The 16,270-nt window shown below is 65.0% G+C and carries 16 protein-coding genes; 7 read left to right on the top strand and 9 right to left on the bottom strand.

Going from position 1 to position 16,270, the window contains the following annotated elements; genetic code table 11:
• Nucleotides 1–17: 17 nt before the first annotated feature.
• Nucleotides 18–1,331, top strand: coding sequence for a phenylacetate--CoA ligase PaaK (gene paaK, locus DFR67_RS16255; RefSeq protein ID WP_110470545.1), 1,314 nt, complete (start codon nucleotides 18–20; stop codon nucleotides 1,329–1,331).
• Nucleotides 1,332–1,339: 8 nt separating this feature from the next.
• Complete coding sequence (locus DFR67_RS16250) at nucleotides 1,340–2,305, top strand: AraC-like ligand-binding domain-containing protein (RefSeq protein WP_211325084.1); 966 nt, start codon at nucleotides 1,340–1,342, stop codon at nucleotides 2,303–2,305.
• A gap of 73 nt (nucleotides 2,306–2,378) precedes the next feature.
• On the opposite strand, the gene DFR67_RS16245 is transcribed toward DFR67_RS16250, so the two are convergent.
• Both DFR67_RS16245 and styD read right to left on the bottom strand, forming a co-directional pair.
• Nucleotides 2,379–3,491: an NDMA-dependent alcohol dehydrogenase gene (locus tag DFR67_RS16245; protein WP_110470544.1), complete on the bottom strand. Its 1,113-nt coding sequence runs from the start codon at nucleotides 3,489–3,491 to the stop codon at nucleotides 2,379–2,381.
• 28 nt (nucleotides 3,492–3,519) lie between these two features.
• Nucleotides 3,520–5,010 (bottom strand): phenylacetaldehyde dehydrogenase StyD, encoded by a 1,491-nt coding sequence (gene styD, locus DFR67_RS16240; RefSeq protein ID WP_110470543.1) that lies wholly within the window; start codon nucleotides 5,008–5,010, stop codon nucleotides 3,520–3,522.
• Between the two features lie 232 nt (nucleotides 5,011–5,242).
• Between styD and DFR67_RS16235 the strand changes: the two genes are divergently transcribed.
• Nucleotides 5,243–5,986, top strand: a complete 744-nt coding sequence (locus tag DFR67_RS16235; protein WP_110470542.1) for a SagB family peptide dehydrogenase — start codon at nucleotides 5,243–5,245, stop codon at nucleotides 5,984–5,986.
• Here the strand turns inward: DFR67_RS16235 and DFR67_RS16230 are convergent.
• From DFR67_RS16230 to DFR67_RS16210, 6 genes are all read right to left on the bottom strand, one after another.
• A complete protein-coding gene (locus tag DFR67_RS16230) occupies nucleotides 5,936–7,162 on the bottom strand; it encodes an MFS transporter (RefSeq protein WP_110470541.1) in 1,227 nt (408 codons plus the stop codon). The two genes, DFR67_RS16235 and DFR67_RS16230, sit on opposite strands and share 51 nt — an antisense overlap.
• Nucleotides 7,159–8,520 (bottom strand): YcaO-like family protein, encoded by a 1,362-nt coding sequence (locus DFR67_RS16225; RefSeq protein WP_211325083.1) that lies wholly within the window; start codon nucleotides 8,518–8,520, stop codon nucleotides 7,159–7,161. Before DFR67_RS16225 ends, DFR67_RS16230 begins: the two co-directional genes overlap by 4 nt.
• Entirely contained in the window at nucleotides 8,517–9,857 is a 1,341-nt protein-coding gene (locus DFR67_RS16220) for a CocE/NonD family hydrolase (RefSeq protein WP_158539973.1), read from the bottom strand. The genes DFR67_RS16225 and DFR67_RS16220 overlap by 4 nt, the downstream gene beginning before the upstream one ends.
• Nucleotides 9,854–10,549 (bottom strand): hypothetical protein, encoded by a 696-nt coding sequence (locus DFR67_RS30540; RefSeq protein ID WP_158539972.1) that lies wholly within the window; start codon nucleotides 10,547–10,549, stop codon nucleotides 9,854–9,856. The genes DFR67_RS16220 and DFR67_RS30540 overlap by 4 nt, the downstream gene beginning before the upstream one ends.
• 89 nt (nucleotides 10,550–10,638) lie before the next feature.
• A complete protein-coding gene (gene amiA / locus DFR67_RS31145; protein ID WP_245937989.1) occupies nucleotides 10,639–10,764 on the bottom strand; it encodes a streptamidine family RiPP in 126 nt (41 codons plus the stop codon).
• Nucleotides 10,765–10,869: 105 nt separating this feature from the next.
• The gene (locus tag DFR67_RS16210) at nucleotides 10,870–11,805 is read right to left on the bottom strand and encodes an ABC transporter substrate-binding protein (protein ID WP_110470538.1); all 936 of its coding nucleotides are present in this window, start codon (nucleotides 11,803–11,805) and stop codon (nucleotides 10,870–10,872) included.
• Nucleotides 11,806–11,837: 32 nt separating this feature from the next.
• On the opposite strand from DFR67_RS16210, the gene DFR67_RS16205 reads away from it, so the two are divergent.
• From DFR67_RS16205 to DFR67_RS16195, 3 genes are read left to right on the top strand one after another with little or no spacing between them, the layout of a single operon-like run.
• On the top strand, nucleotides 11,838–12,860 hold the full coding sequence (locus DFR67_RS16205; RefSeq protein ID WP_110470537.1) for a FecCD family ABC transporter permease: 1,023 nt from the start codon (nucleotides 11,838–11,840) through the stop codon (nucleotides 12,858–12,860).
• Complete coding sequence (locus DFR67_RS16200) at nucleotides 12,857–13,852, top strand: FecCD family ABC transporter permease (protein ID WP_110470536.1); 996 nt, start codon at nucleotides 12,857–12,859, stop codon at nucleotides 13,850–13,852. Before DFR67_RS16205 ends, DFR67_RS16200 begins: the two co-directional genes overlap by 4 nt.
• Complete coding sequence (locus DFR67_RS16195; RefSeq protein ID WP_110470535.1) at nucleotides 13,833–14,618, top strand: ABC transporter ATP-binding protein; 786 nt, start codon at nucleotides 13,833–13,835, stop codon at nucleotides 14,616–14,618. Before DFR67_RS16200 ends, DFR67_RS16195 begins: the two co-directional genes overlap by 20 nt.
• A gap of 20 nt (nucleotides 14,619–14,638) precedes the next feature.
• Here the strand turns inward: DFR67_RS16195 and DFR67_RS16190 are convergent, their stop codons facing one another.
• On the bottom strand, nucleotides 14,639–14,818 hold the full coding sequence (locus tag DFR67_RS16190) for a hypothetical protein (RefSeq protein WP_110470534.1): 180 nt from the start codon (nucleotides 14,816–14,818) through the stop codon (nucleotides 14,639–14,641).
• 262 nt (nucleotides 14,819–15,080) lie between these two features.
• Between DFR67_RS16190 and DFR67_RS16185 the strand changes: the two genes are divergently transcribed.
• Entirely contained in the window at nucleotides 15,081–16,184 is a 1,104-nt protein-coding gene (locus tag DFR67_RS16185; protein ID WP_158539971.1) for an FUSC family protein, read from the top strand.
• Nucleotides 16,185–16,270: the final 86 nt, after the last annotated feature.

Here is a 16,270-nt window from a genome sequence, read left to right as displayed (position 1 = left end):
CACCACTGGAGAAACCCATGACCAGCGTCCTCTCGAATACTCCGACCGCACCCGGCGACGACATCGAATTCGCAACGCGGGACCGGATATCCACACTCCAGCTGCAGCGCCTGCAGTGGTCGCTGAAGCACGCCTACGACAACGTGCCGCACTACCGGACGGCGTTCGACGCCGCCGGCGTGCACCCCACCGATCTCAAGGATCTCAGCGACCTCGCTGGTTTCCCGTTCACGGCGAAGGCCGACCTGCGGGAAAACTACCCGTTCGGGATGCTCGCGGTGCCGCAGGACAAGGTCTCCCGAATCCACGCATCGTCCGGCACCACCGGGCGGCCCACCGTGGTCGGCTACACATCGAACGACATCAGCAACTGGGCCGACCTGGTCGCACGCAGCCTTCGGGCGGCCGGGGTCCGCCCGGCCGACAAGGTGCACGTGGCCTACGGCTACGGCCTGTTCACCGGCGGACTCGGCGCGCACTACGGCGCCGAACGGCTCGGCTGCACGGTGATCCCGATGTCCGGGGGGATGACCGACCGCCAGATCCAGCTCATCGAGGATTTCGAACCCGACGCGATCATGGTGACACCGTCCTACATGCTCACCATCGTCGACGCGATGATCAAGAAAGGCATCGACCCGGCCACGACATCACTGCGGACCGGGGTCTTCGGGGCCGAGCCCTGGACCGAGGAGATGCGCAAGGAGATCGAGACCTCGCTGAACATGGACGCGGTCGACATCTATGGCCTGTCGGAGGTGATGGGCCCGGGGGTGGCGATGGAATGTGTCGAAACCAAGGACGGCCTACACATCTGGGAGGATCATTTCTACCCGGAGATCATCGACCCGGAGACCGGTGCGGTCCTCCCCGACGGCGAGGAGGGTGAGCTCGTGTTCACCTCGCTGTCCAAAGAAGCCATGCCGATCATCCGTTACCGGACCAAGGACCTGACCCGTCTGCTACCGGGCACCGCGCGCACCATGCGGCGAATGAAGAAAGTCACCGGCCGCACCGACGACATGATCATCCTGCGTGGGGTGAACCTCTTCCCCACCCAGATCGAAGAGCTGATCCTGACCGTTCCTGCGCTCTCACCACAGTTCCAGTGTGTGCTCGAACGCGCCGGGCGGATGGACAACCTCATCGTGAAGGTCGAGGCCCGGCCCGGGGTGCTCTCGGACCAGCATGCCGCCGCGTCGATGGCGCTACAGACCTTGATCAAGAACCGGATAGGCGTCACGGTCACTGTGGACATCGTCGGCCCGGAAGGCATCGAACGCTCCGTCGGTAAAGCCAAACGCCTGATCGACAAGAGGCCCAAGATCTGAGGAGCCGTATGCCGCAGTCGGAATCGATCGACCAGGTGACCCCTGACGGGATCACGACCGCCCCGCCCCATGATCGGGTGGGTTTCGATGAATGGCGCGAAGCGATTTCGTCGGCGTTCGTACCTCTCGACGCCTCACCCGACCACCGGCCAGGCGACTTCTCGGGGGCGTTGAGCTCGATCACCGTCGGTGATCTCCAACTGGCTGAGGTTCTCGGTGACTGTTCACATGTCCGTCGCTCGGTGGCCACCATCCGCCGCGCGGACCCGGGCGTCATCAAGGTGGGACTGCAACTGCATGGCCACAGCACCGTACAGCAGAATGGTCGGCATGCCACGCTCGCTCCGGGTGATCTGGCGATCTACGACACCAGCGTCGAATACGGTTTGCACCTGACCGATTCATTCGACATGCTCGTCGCCGTCATCCCGCGCCAGGCGCTGCGCGTCGCCGACCGGGAACTGACGGACGCCACCGCAAGGACCATCACCACCACCACAGGGGCGGGCGCTCTGCTGGGCCCGCTCTTGTTGTCGTTACGCTCGAACCATCAAGGGTCGAGTGCGGCAACGCCGCTGATCGAAGATGCGGTCGCCGACATCGTGAGCGCGGTGGTCAGGTCGTCGGCGCCTGTCGACGCGTTGGGATCCGGACAGACAGTGCTCCTCAGCGCCCGCGCGTACATCGAGGCGCATCTCGGGGACCCCACCCTGTGCCCAACCGCGGTCGCATCCCACCATCACGTATCGGTGCGCTACCTGCAGAAACTCTTCGCCTACGATGGGCTGTCGGTGGCAGGCTTCATCCGGCAACGTCGGCTCGAACGATGTAGACGCGATCTTGCCGACCGGACACAGAGCCACCGCAGTGTGGGCTCGATCTGCGCCACCAATGGCCTGGTTGACGCTTCGCACTTCTCTCGGCTCTTCAAACAGACGTACGGCGTGTCGCCGCGCCATTATCGCGAGGCCTGAGCGCGCTCGCGGGCCGGCGACGAATCGCCCTCCCTACGCAACGGAAGGAGGGCGAATCGTCGGTACCGGTATGTCAGTAGCGGATCAGTCCGCGGACATTTTCGGCCCGCCGCATGGCCTCGTATCCGTCGTTGACCTGGTCGAGGGTGTACTCACGGGTGATCATTTCGTCCAGCTTGAGCTGGCCCTCCATGTACAGCCGCAGCAAGTGCGGGATGTCGAAACGGATGTTGGCATTGCCGAACCAGGCGCCCTTGAGCGTTTTACGCATCGCCGTCAGATCGAACAGGCTCAACTTCGTATCGATGTCGGCAACGTTGCCGACCGAGACCTGTACGCACACACCGCCCTTCGCCACCAGGCTCATCGCAGGCGCGATGAGCTCTCCACGCGCGACATCAACAGTGATCAGGACCTTGTCGGCAAGGTGACCCCAGGTCAGCTCGTTCACCAGGATCAGCGCCTCATCGATGTCCGCCGCCGTGTGCGTCGCACCGAAGATCTTGGCCTGCTCCCGTTTGAACGACGACGGGTCGACGACGACCACGTGCCGGGCGCCCGCGAGCGCTGCGCCCTGCACAGCACCGCAGCCGATACCGCCCATTCCCAGGATCACCACTGTCTCACCCGCACCGACACCCGCTGCGTAGACCGACGAACCCCAACCGGTGGTGACACCGCAGCCGACCAGAGCGGCCTTGTCGAGCGGAATGTCTTTGGTGATCTTTACGCAGGACGCTTCATTCACAACTGTGTGCGGTGCGAATGTTCCGAGCAGACACTGGATTCCAGCGTCCTTCCCGCGAACGTGGTGTCTCGCCGTGCCATCGGACACCTGGTAGCCCTCGAGCAGATGAGCACCGAGATCACAGATGCTGGACTGCCCGTTGGCGCACTCGCGGCACCGGCCGCACGCAGGAATGAAGGCCAGCGATACGTGGTCGCCGACCTCGAGGCTGGTCACGCCGGGACCGATCTGTGTGACGACACCCGCTCCTTCGTGGCCACCGATGAACGGCAAGAGACCCACCGGCACACTGCCATCGCGGACGTGTTCGTCGGAGTGGCACAAACCGGAGGCGGCGAGCTCGACCTTCACCTCGCCGTATTTCGGATCGTCCAGGATCAGTTCCTCTATCTGCCAGTCTTGTCCGGGCTCCCAGAGCACCGCTGCCTGAGTCTTCATATCTACTCCCTATCTACAGTTCCGGTCGTCACAGGACGACGGTGACAACTTTTTCTTCGGTGTTCGCTTCGATACCGGCCCAGCCGAGTTCCCGGCCGGTGCCGCTTGATTTCATTCCGCCCCAGGGCAGAGCTGGATCAATCGCCGCCCAACCGTTGACCCAGACCGCCCCCGCGCGGACCTGTGCGGCGAGTCTGTGGGCGTACGACACATCGCGCGTCCAGATGCTGGCTGCGAGTCCGTACTCGGTGTCGTTGGCAATACGGATCGCCTCATCCACGTCATCGAACGGGATGACGGTGCCCACGGGACCGAAGATCTCTTCGCGTGCGATGGTCATGTCATTGCTCGCATCGGCGAAGATCGTGGGTTGGACGAAGAAGCCTTTGTCGCCATGCCTGTGACCACCCGCAACCACCCGGGCGCCATCGCGTTTACCCGCCTCGATGTAGGCGAGTACCGAATCACGTTGCTTGGCGTTGACCAGTGCCCCCATCGTGGTCGCCGCCTCGCGGGGGTCGCCGAGGACCTGCGCCGACGCTGCGGCGGCGAGGCCGTCGACCACCTGCGAATACAGCGAGCGATGGACCAGTACGCGGGTGCCCGCAGCGCACACCTCGCCCTGGTTGAAGAACAACCCCATCGCCGTCCCGTTGATGGCGGCCTCCACGTCGGCGTCGGCGAGAATGATCTGCGGCGATTTGCCACCGAGTTCCAGGGTGGTGCGTTTGAACGTGTCGGCGGCGATCTTGGCGATGAGCCTGCCCACCCGCGGACTGCCGGTGAAACTGATCTTGTCGACATCGGGGTGCCTGACCAGAGCATCGCCGGCCACATCACCCAGCCCGGGTACAACACTGACCACACCGTCGGGAATACCTGACTCCTGCAACAGCTTCGCCAGGTGCAGGATCGACAGCGGCGCATCCTCAGACGGCTTCACGACCACTGTGTTGCCCGCTGCCAGTGCGGGCGCGAGCTTCCACGCCGCGATCATCAGCGGGGTGTTCCACGGGACGATCGCGCCGATGACACCGACCGGCTCACGCACCGTGTAAGAGTGCGTCTGCTGGCCGAAATACCCTGCGGTCGGGATCGTCTGGCCGGTGATCTTGTCGGCCCAGCCGGCGAAGTGTCGGAACGTTGCCGCGGCGTTCGGGATGTCGAGCATCGCCGGCTGTCCGAGAGGCTTACCGATGTCGAGTGATTCAAGGGTGGCCAGCGCATCGGCGTCCCGCTCGATGAGGTCAGCCACCTTGTTCAGGATCTTCCCGCGCATCACGCCGGGCATCGACCCCCACTCTCCGCCGAGCTGGGCGCGTGCAGCGCGGACTGCTTCATCCACGTCGGATGCAGTGGCGGCCGACACCTCTGCCAGCACTTCTTCTGTCGCCGGGTTCAGGTCGGTGAAGCTCGACCCGTCGGACGACTGCCGCCATGTGCCGGCGACGAAGAGTTCAGTGGGGGTTTCGTCCGGCAGACCCCCGCCTGCGATCAACGAATCCTGTACTGCGGTCATGATTGTCCTATCGTCTGGTGCCAGGCCGACTCGCCTGCGGCGGTCTGGTCAGGCATTCTCACGTTTTGCCTACTGTGACCAGCATGGATAAATGTGACCTGGGATACTTGCACATCCGCGCATGGATCGTTGACGATGCGCGCACCGAAAGTTCTCGAGAGAGGCGCCACTTCGCGTCGACCAACGACCTCGACGAACCATTATCGACAATGATTGTCGTTATACTTCCGAGATGACCACGCAGTTCTCTTCGCGAATCGATCGTGTACAGCGGATACACCAGGCGCTCTCTGACAACGCCCCTGATCCCAGCATGTCGACAGCCCTGAGCGACAGCACCGGATCGGTATCTCTCAGGGCGCCCGGTGATGAACCGACGCTTCCCCTGGGCCGGGCACTGCTGGAGCGTCGTTCACGGTACGTCTTCGGCTCGCTCCGACATCTCGAGTTGTCCACCTTGTTGCGATGGGCCCTGGGGCCGCAACGCACGGTGACCACCGGCGAGCGAACAGCACACACCCTCGATATCCATCCGAGCGCGGGTGGCCTGAACTCGATGACAGTCCACGTCGTGGCGTTGGAACCCATCGACGACATCGCTTCGGCCATCTACACGTTCGACCCGGCCCGGCACCGGCTCATTCAGCGTAGGACGGGCGACATCCGCACCGCTTTCGGTGAGTGCCTCGTGCAAGCCGAGTTCGCGCAACGCGCCTCGGTGTGCCTCGTCCTCGCCGGAGAAATGACCGCGACGCTGGTGAAGTACTCCGAGAGACACTATCGGACAGTGCATGTCGACGCCGGGGTGGCTGCAGCACACCTCTATCTGGTGGGTGAGGCCCTCGAACTCTCCTGCTGCGCGATCTCCGGCTTCTACGACGATCGAGTCGCCGACGTCCTGTCGCTGGACGACACCCAGATTCCCTTACTCGCCTTTGCCGTGGGCGCCCGCCGAGAGCTCGGCGAGCAACGGTAAGCGCCCCACGCCGGCGTGCAGGCCGCCGGCGACCGCCAGCACGAGTGCCGCTGCGCCTATCGACAGTGCCACGCCGGCACCGGCCACCTCGGCGACCGCTCCACCGAGTGTGGCACCGAACGGGGTGCCGCCCATGGCGATCATCCGGGCTGTCGTGTTCACCCGGGACTGCAGATGATCCGGGGTGATCGATTGCCGCACAACGATCCCGTTGACCACGACCATCGTGTTGGCGGCCTGGTATGCGACAAGGATCAGCAAGGATGCTGCAAAGGACGTGGTGTGCGCCCACACCAGCATCGCACTCGCAGCCACTCCTATCCCGACGAGCGTGATCTTCCCGGTGCCCATGCGCCGCTGGATATGTGCACTGACGAGACTGATCAGGAAGGCTCCGAGCGCAGTCGCCGCGTAGAGCGCACCCAGGCGTGCATCACCGTCGTCGAGTCCGAGCCGCCGGACACCAACCACCACCATCAGCCCGACCACGACCCCATTGGCCATGCTCACCCCGATTCCGACCAGAGTCAGCATCCTGATCACCGGCTGGCGCCAGATGTACTGCAGGCCTTCGGAGATCTGTTGCCACACTCGCCGGTCGGCGTCCGCTGCCCCGGTACTCGCAGGTACAGCGACCGTAGCGGTGATCAGCGCCGCGACGACGTAACAGCCCGCGTCGATCGCGATGGCGCCGGCCGGGCTCAAGGCCGAAGCGGCGATACCACCCAGCAAGGGTCCCGCGATTCCTATGACGGTTCCTGTCGTGACCAAAAGGGCTGTGGCATCGGCTATGCCGTCACGGCCGACAAGCGCGGGCACCACTCCGAAGGTTGCCGCATCGTAGTAGACGAACAACGTGGAGACCGCAAACCCCACCACCAGCACATGGGCAATCGAGGCGATCCCCGTGACAGCTGCGAGCGGGATCGTCGACAGGATGACCGCGCTGAGAATCTGCGACACCACCAGGATTCTCTTGCGATCGAATCGATCGGCCGTTGCGCCGGCAAAAAGCCCGAACAGCAGATAGGGCATCGACTCGACCGCGAACGCCACCCCGGTCAGGAGCGCTGACCCACCCTGCTGGTAGACGAACAAGGGCAACGCGACCAGGGTGACCGCATTCCCTGCCCAGCAGATGGATCGGGCAAGTACGAAGGTGCGGAAAGGATTCACAGGCTCGGTGGGGGTATCAGGAGTAGAGACTCGGGATCGTCGGGATCACCGGCCACCGCCGCCGCCTGTGCGACCTCTCGCCACCGCGCGAGTCCGAAATACGGAAATGCGGCAGGCGCATTCGGGATGAGTCCACCGGCGCACACGCGGGCGACCCGCAACGGGGTCAATGCGACGTCCGGCGTGGTGATGTCGCAAACGACGACGTGATGCCCGGCCTCGCGCAATCGGGCATGCAAGGTCCCGATGTCCCCGGTCGGCATCTCCCCGACGCCGATGGTGGAGGCCGGCTCGGTGAAACGCGACAGCAGGGCCTGCTGGGTTCGCGGGTCGAGCCACACCTGGGCCTGAGCGCCCAGGTCGCGAATGTGTTCGCTGCGCGCACCGGCGCCCGTGAGGTAGCTCCGATCCGCTCGATGATCGAGATACAGGCCTCTCGAGAGGACGCCGGCTTCCATGGAGGCGAACACCCAGCCGTCGGCGTCCGTCAGCCCCCGGGTGAAGACCCAGCTGTGCAGTGCCTCCAAGACCGCCTTTCGGGCTGTCGCCGCCGGGTCGAGTTTCGCGGAGAAGCCGCCGGCCACGATTCCCAGTTCGGGGTCGTGGATCACCGCGGCGACTACCGGCACCCCGAAGAAGGCGGGCAGTTCGAGTAGGTGGCAACGCAGTCGGGTGTCGCCGAGGTCATCGATCAAGCCCGGAACACTCTCGAGGGCGATCCCACGGGCAGGCAGGTTCAGATGCCACCACAGCGACAGGGAATCCCGTTCGACCAGTTCGAGCAGGCCACGGGTCGCCGCGTCCTCGAGACCCGCTCCGGTGGCGATCCCCGCATAGTTGAGATGGTGCAGCCACGGTTCGCGTTGTCGCCCACCGGTCCTCCAGTTGAGGTACACGAACGACGCCGGCACCAGCGTCGGTAGCCCATCGTCACCGGATCCCTTCGCCCACACCACCGACGTGTCGTCGGTGAACTGCGAGAAGGGGAACCCCGGCGTCTGTAGCTGCCAGGGTGCGAAGAAGTTCAGCTGCGCGGGCCCGAGATGGCGGACCCCGGAAGCCTGCAGTTCGCGGGCGCTGGCGCGCACAAGGCCCACAGGCACATGGTTTCCGCAGTAGCGCTCCACGGCCTCTCCGATGGCAGCGATGCGAGCACCCGCGTCGTCGGCGAATGTGGTGCCGAGCGACACCAGGTCACTGGGCCAATTGCCATGTGCCCTGGTGTCTGCGATCTCGGCGGTCAGGCCGACGTAACGATCGGGCATACCGTCCAGACGCTCGACGGGGTGCAGCGCTCGGATGATGCCGGCATACGGATCGACGAGGTCTTCGGCCGTCAGGATCGCCGGGCCGCTCACGCCGGGAGCTCCACGAACACGCCGTGGACCTCGCGGTCGGTCGTCCGCATGGTGGTTCCGGTGAGAGGGTCATCGCCCACCTGCAGATCGCGCGGATGCCGCGGGAACGAGTGCGCCGAGATGATCACGGCCATGGTCTCTCCTGGTTCGAGATGGGTGGATACCGGGGTCAGACGAATGTCCGGCCGCGGCGATGTCCCGTGGGCGAGCTGTTCGAGCCGTCCGTCGCGGCGGCGGACCGCGAGCACTGCCGACCATTGATGGTGGCCGTGCGAGCTCACTATTCGGACGGTCGGGCTCCCGACTACGACCGATGCGCGGTGTTCGAAGTCCACCAGCAGGCAGTCGGGCCTGCGGGCCGGACGCCCGATGTCGACGCCGAATGCCAAAGAGGGAAAGGGTGTCGAGGGATCGCTACGGAAATGACCGCCCTTCAGGTGGATCCGCGTCTCGCTCGACGGCCACTGCGCATATCGTCGAATCCCCGCAGGCAGACCGTGGACCTGCGCACCGCTCGGCGCTTCACCGGCGACCACATCGGCAATCCACGACTGCATGTGTCGAGCGCGGCCCGAGTTCCGCAAACCGTGGTCCCAGGGGCCGATGACGAGGGCAGAAGGCCCACCCCACGATGACCAGAGGTCGATGGTGTCCTGCGCGAACCAGTCGGCGGTACCGCCGATCGCGAGCAGCGGACACCGCAGTAGTGCAGTGCTCGTGGCGCGTTCGGCGTCTCGACGGGCCGCCCGCAAGACCCTGTGCCACGCCTCGATCGGTGGATTGACCCGAGCCCCGATGTCGACCACGGGCAAGGTCGAGAGCGCACCGTCCGGGATCGCTGTTCCCGGTGACCGCTGTCCCTCGCCGTGTTCGAGCCACCACCCGACGCGGGATTCGAGCTGGAAGGATCCATCGACGTTGCGTGCGCTCTCGCCGAGTCCGAGCGCGGGAACGGCCACCGAGACCCCGTCCACCACGTCCATGTCGGAACTGGCTGCGGCGATGGCGGTCTCGACCGCGCAGTGGGCGGCATACGATGTGCCGTAGAGGATGATGGGCGCGCGACCCCAGCACTGGCGGCGCACCCATTCCACAGTCGCCAGCCCGTCGGAGCCTTCGTTCTCATACGGACGGAAGCGCCCGGACGACCCGTATCGTCCGCGGACATCTTGCACGACCATCGCCACACCTCGCAGCGTCCACTGACGCGCTTCGTCCACGTGCTGGTCTGCATCGTAGGGCGTACGAAGCACCAGGACGGCGTGCGGGCGGGTAGCCGGCAGCGCGACGAGTGTTCGTAGCGCGGTGTCGCCGACCCGAACGAGCTCTGATATCACTGTGGCGCAGAAGGAATCGGCAACACCGGCCGCCGGACCGACGTCAGCGTTCGCAGGTCCACAACGGTCAGCAGGTAGTGCGACCGCTCGTCCGCCGCGACGCCGCGGCGACCGATCTCGTCGACTATCAGGTGTGCGATCAGCTCGGCCGCGCGATCGGACACCGGGTGCTCCGGCGAATCGAGTCGTCGGCCGCCGACGGGACGATACTGCGACGGAATCCGGTCGCGGTGGAGGTTGCACGCGCGGCGGCGACCGATGACGTCGCCGGGAGCGACGGCCCGCGGCGTGATCACCTGACTGATCCCATCCCGGTAACACGCCAGATCCACCTGCCCGATCGCCTCGGGGTCGACCTCGTCGTCACTGAGGTGACAAACGACGTCCGCCTGGTCGGTACTGCGTATTATGCTGCTACTCAACATATTTACGACCTTCTCCGCGATGCGACCAGATCCGTGCACCGCCACGGTCGGCAGAGTCGCGCGCACCACGACGTCCCCGGAGTCGACCAACGCGGCCACCACCGCGGACACATCAGTCGATTCTGGTACCCCATTCCCGCCGAGCACGTCGAGCAGCTCGTCGACCTCACGGTCGGGCAGGGTCAGTTCGTAATGTCGGTCGTCGGCAGTGCGCAGTACATAGCCATTGCGGGCTCGATAGATCGAGGTGTTCGGTGATAAGTGCACGGTCTCGCTTCTCGTTGCGGCCCCGCATGCCACGCAAGCTGTGCGGCTTGCGTGGCATGCGGGCATTGACGGGTCAGAAGACCCGAGAACTACTCGGCGTCGGTGTCCTGGACATCGTCGAACGGGTTTTCCACGAGGGCGTTGCTGTGTCCGGCCGAGTGGGTCGCCAGCGTGACAGGCGCCTGGATGGGACGGAAGAACTCATTGTCGATCATGAATCTCCTTTTATTGCAGTTGAATTCAGCTGCAGACAGCCGAATCGGACTCTTGGTACCAAGCGGTTCCCACGGTAAACCAAATGACAATCATTTTCAATAGTGTCAGGCGGGTCCGAGTTCTGCCATCACCACATCGAGCACGATGCCCAAGGACACGGTGCCGCGCCCGGTGGCCCACACGTCCGCCTCCACCTCGACCACCCGATCGTTCTCAGCCGCCGAGATGGTCGGCCACACAGGGTTGGCCGCGAGCCGCACCGAGAGCGGCTCTGAATCAGAGCCCGCGGAAAAGGCCTGCGCGAAGATCACGTCGGGATTCACAGACGCGATCTGCTCGACGGACACCGTTGCAAAAGCGTCCGTTCCGGAAGCCCAGGGGTACCTGCTGACCTCGGCGAGCAGTGACCCCACCGGCGTGCCGACAGAGTCGACGCCCAGGCTCCCCGGCTCGCCGTACATCGACAACGTCGTGAGGTCAGATCTGCTCTGCTTCGCGGCGTCTACCTTCTCCGTGAACGCGTCCGCCGCCGCTGTGGCCTCGGACTCCTTACCGGTGACCTGACCGACCGTGCGCAGGAAGTCGACGGACTGCTGCCACGAGGCCGGATCGACCAGGTAGAGCGGCGCAGATTCTTCCACTGCCACCCGTAGGCCGTCCTGAACGCCCGCCAAGCCGATCACGAGATCGGGCTCGGACAGCGCAATGTCTTCGACGTTCTCTTCACCGAAACCACCGGTGATCTTCCGCATCCCGGCATCTGGTCCGAAGAATCGGTCGTCGGTCGCCAGATCCTCGCGATACGCGACCGGCGTTATCCCGACCTCCTTGAGGGCGTCGACACAAATCATCGTCAGGCAGGCGATCCGATCGACAGGTCCGTCCAACGACACAGTCGCGCCCGTTGCATCGGTCACCGAGATGGCGCCGGTACCCGAGTCGGAGTCGCCTCCTGCGCACGCCGTTGTCGTGAGAACCGCCAACGTCGAGACGGCCACCGCCGTCCGCTGAAACCTGGATGAAGTCGTGAACTTGCGCATTCGATCTCCCTTGCAGAATGATGTAATGCGAAATGATAACCATTATCAACAGCCGGGAGCGAACGCGGTACGGTTCGCGCACACCGACGCTCGTGGTCGCCGGGCTCCTCGCGGCCGGCGCCGTGCTCGCGGCGTCGCTGTGTCTCGGAGATCCGACTTTGACTCCCGCGCAGGCGCTTTCGGCGTTGCTGGACCCCTCAGCGCCACTACACCCGAACGTCTTCGACGCGCGACTCCCACGAACACTTCTGGGGCTGCTCGGAGGTGCCGCACTCGCCCTCGCCGGGATCTTGATGCAGGACGCAATGCAGAACCGGATCGCTGGTCCGGAGATCCTGGGTGTGTCGTCGGGTGCCGCGGTGGTTCTCACCGCAGTGACGGTGTGCGCGTTGCCTGTGCCCCTCGCGGGACTACCATATGTGGCGCTCGGCGGCGCTCTTGCCACGGGAACAGTGGTCATCGCGGCCGTCGGGCGTACCCGGGACAGCACGCAGGTGTTGCTGATCGGGTCCGCCGCGAGCGCCATGGCGTCCGGCCTCGTCATCGCCCTCGTCAGCCTCGGTACCGAAGGCAACATCCCGCTCTTGTTCCGGTATCTGCTCGGCAGCCTCAGCGACCGTGGATGGCCTCATCTCTCAGTTGTGATGCCCTGGTTGATGGTTGCCATCCCCGTGGCCTATCTCCTGAGACATCGGGTGGCGGCGCTGGCCCTCGGCGACGACGTCGCCGCCGGCCTGGGGATCAATGTCGTCCGATCGCGGGTCCTGGCTCTGGTGTGCGCAGCGGTGCTGGCGGCTGTCGTGGCGTCGGTCTGCGGCCCCGTCGCCTACGTGGCGCTGCTCGCCCCACACCTGAGCCGGTGGGCGCTACAGACCACGAGCTCTCGCCGTGTCTTCTGGCTGACCCCGATCGTCGGCGCGACACTTCTTGCAGCCGCCGACCTCGTCTCACGAACAGTGCTGTACCCCATTGAAATTCCCGTCGGCATCACCACCACCTTGATCGGGGTACCGGCGCTGTTGTATTCCCTGCACCGCCAAGAGTCTTCCCGGTGAGACGGTCGGTGGTTCTCCTCATCGGCGGCGCCACGATTTTGTGTGGACTCATCGTCGCGCATCTCCTCGTGGGCCGTTCCGAACTCGGCATGGGCGACACCCTCCGAGCACTGTCCGGTTCCTCCGCAGTCCGCTCGCACGAGACGATCGTGTTCAGGTACCGACTGCCGCGAGTGCTGGTGGGAATCGGGGCGGGGGCACTCCTGGCACTGTCGGGTGCGCTGCTACAGGCGGTGATGCGCAACCCACTGGCAGAACCAGGGACGGCGGGGGTCGGTTCCGGGGCCGCCCTCGGGGTGGTGGTGTCGCTCATCCTGTTTCCGGGCAACGATTTCGCAACCGCTGCTGCCCTGATCGGCGCAGTCGCCTGCGGCGCGATGCTGTTCCTGGTCGGCCGACGGTCCCTCGCCGTCGCCGGGATTCTGATCGGCGCCGTACTCGGTGCGGTGACCTCACTACTCCTGGTTGTCGACGGGAAGCCGATGGGCGTGGTGCTGCGTTGGCTGATCGGTTCCCTGAACGCCCGTACCCAAGCAGACTGGGATTCTCTGTGGCCTTGGGTACTTGCCCTCACTGCGGCAGGGTTGTTCTTGGCGCCCGCAGCAAATGTCCTGAGCCTCGGTGACATCGCGGCCACAGGTCTGGGGGCGCGGCCCAGCCATACGAGGTTCGCACTCTTGGCGATTGCCGTGATCGCCGCCGCGACGGCCATTGCAGCAGCTGGTGCGGTCGCCTTCGTCGGGCTGATGGCTCCACACGCAGCGCGCGCACTGGTGGGCGCGGATCACCGCGACCTGATCCCGGTCAGCGTCGTGTTCGGCGCGATCTGTCTCTCGGGCGCCGATCTGGTGGCTTTCAGTATCACCCTCGATCTACCCGGTGCCGGCCCCGCAGTGAGCGGCCTCCCGGTCGGCGCGCTCACGGCGTTACTCGGCGCGCCGTACCTCATCTGGCTGGTCCGAAGGGAGCATCATGTGCGACGACAACACTGAACTGCAGGGTTGCGACCTACAGGTGGGATACCGCGGCGGGTCTGTGATCAACGATCTGAACGTGCAGATCACCAAGGGCACACTGACTGCCCTCGTCGGCCCCAACGGGTCTGGAAAGTCCACCCTCCTGATGACCCTGGCACGAGTGCTTCTCCCCCGGCGCGGCGAGGTCCGCTTACACGGGACACCCATCTCGGCACAGCGATCGACCGCTGTGGCTCGTGCGTTGGCCGTACTACCTCAGACCGCCATCGCACCGACTGGTCTGCGGGTGCGCGAACTGGTAGAGCAGGGCCGATTTCCCCGGCTGGGTACCTTTGCGCGGTTGAGCCGAACCGATGACGAGGCGATGCACCATGCCATGGCCCTTGCGGGTGTCGAGTCATTGGCCGACCGCCGACTGGACTCTCTGTCGGGTGGCGAACGACAGCGTGCCTGGATAGCAATGGTGCTTGCTCAAGACACGGACATCCTTCTGCTCGACGAACCGACCACGTACCTCGATATCCGTCACCAGATCGATCTCATGGAATTGCTGGTCGACCTGGTCCGCGTGCATGGCAAGACCGTCGTGGTGGTTCTGCACGATCTCAATCAGGCCGCGCGCTACTGCGACCGCATCGTGGCGCTCCGTGGTGGCGAGATCATCGCCGACGGACGACCCGCCACGGTGGTGACCGCGGATCTGTTGCGATCGGTCTTCGACGTCCGCGCCCGCATCACCGCTGACCCCGTGGCCGGACGACCGATGTTCACTGCCGAGTGATCAGCACCGGCAACAACCGGTCAATGTGGGGGCGTCTTGGAGCGGAGCCGATCGCGCAGTGCCCGCGCCCGTCCGGTGCGGTGCTCGTGCTGCAGGTGCGGTTGATTGTCCTTCGGCTGCTGCGTCTTTTTCGTGCGGGGCAAGAGAAAGACCACGGCGATCACAACGACGGCGATCACGACGAATGCGACGATTTCCATGAGTGCTGCGACCCTCGATCCTGTTGCTGTGGTGCCGACCCGATTCTGGAGATCGGTGTTCTAGTCGGATAGCCACTGTCTGGGTTGGAGAAACACCGCCCTCGCGGGTTTGCTCTCCGGTCAGATGGGTACCGCTGCTGTACGCCGGAGTAACTGCCGCGGCGGTCGGTTCGGCGAGGCGTCCGGGTTCATCGAGCAGGCCGGGCGCCGCCCGCCCCCCACTCCCTCGGAAGGATCTGTGCTCGGCGTTTCACTCCTCGCGGTGACCAGCAGATGGGCGCGCCGCGCCACCGTATTCCTCGCGCCCGCGACATGGTTACAGCGAGCGGCCACGCAGCGCGGCATGGAGCGTGCGGCGCTGATACAAGCGATCAAGGCGAGCGTCGCCGCCTTGATCGCCTGGGTACTCGCTGCCGAGGTCTTCGACTTCTCGCAGCCGTTCCTGGCGCCGTGGTCCGCTGTCTTCATCGTCGCCGCCACCGTCTACCGATCGGTCCGTTCCGCCGCCCAGCAGCTGGCAGCATCGTTCATCGCGGTCATCTTGGCCAGCGCGGCAACCGAATTCATCCCCTGGGATCTTGCTGCCCTTTTCATTGCAGTGCTCCTCGGGCTGCTGGTCGGCCAGTGGCGTTACTTCGGTGACAGCGGCACGTGGATCGGCATCACCGCCCTGCTGATCCTGACGTCGGCTTCTGTGGAGGAATCCGCGTTGATCGACAGGCTCATCGAGACCGCGATCGGTGCGGCCATCGGCATCGCAGTCAATGCGACGATTGCGCCGCCGGTTCATCAACTCGATGCTGCCGATGCCATTCGGCGGGTCGCCGACGACCTGGCCGACGTGCTCGATCACATGGGCACAGCAGCGCTCAGCGACGACCGGCAATCCTTCGATTCCGGTATGCGGGCGCGAGCGGCCGTCGTGCTGGTCCGTGACGCCGAGCGAGCCGTGGCGCTCGATCGTGAAAGCAGGCGTCTCAACCCCCGGGTCCGAGCCGGCGGCATCGGGTCCTCCGACTGGGACGCGAAATTGTCGGCCTTGCGACACGCCTGGTCGCACGTGGAGGAACTGGGTAAGACCTTGCAAGCCACTCGGCAAGAGTCGGGTCCGTTCGAGAAACAGACGCGACGGTGTCTGGCGGAGATGTTCGGGCATCTGGCCGAGCTGGTTCTGAAGAGTTCCGACGATGCGGCGAGCCAGACCGATGTCGAGCAGGCGGCCGATGCCGCCCGGCAGAGTCTGCACGCCGTTGAACACATCCTCGAAGCCACCGACTCGGTGACCATCAGCTCGGTCGCCAGGCTCGTCACCATCACCGCTCCGGCCCGCCACGTCATTCGGGAACTGTCATCGCGGTCTGCGTGAGGAGGCTTGAGGCCGGACATAGTTGGGTAGAAATGCTGTACGAGGATGATCGATCGGCGGCCGCGAGCGTGCGGCACACGAAAGGG

The organism is Williamsia limnetica, assembly GCF_003217475.1.
GTDB lineage: Bacteria > Actinomycetota > Actinomycetes > Mycobacteriales > Mycobacteriaceae > Williamsia > Williamsia limnetica.
Note: the sequence above shows the minus strand (reverse complement) of the source record. Positions and strands in the feature narration are given on the sequence as shown.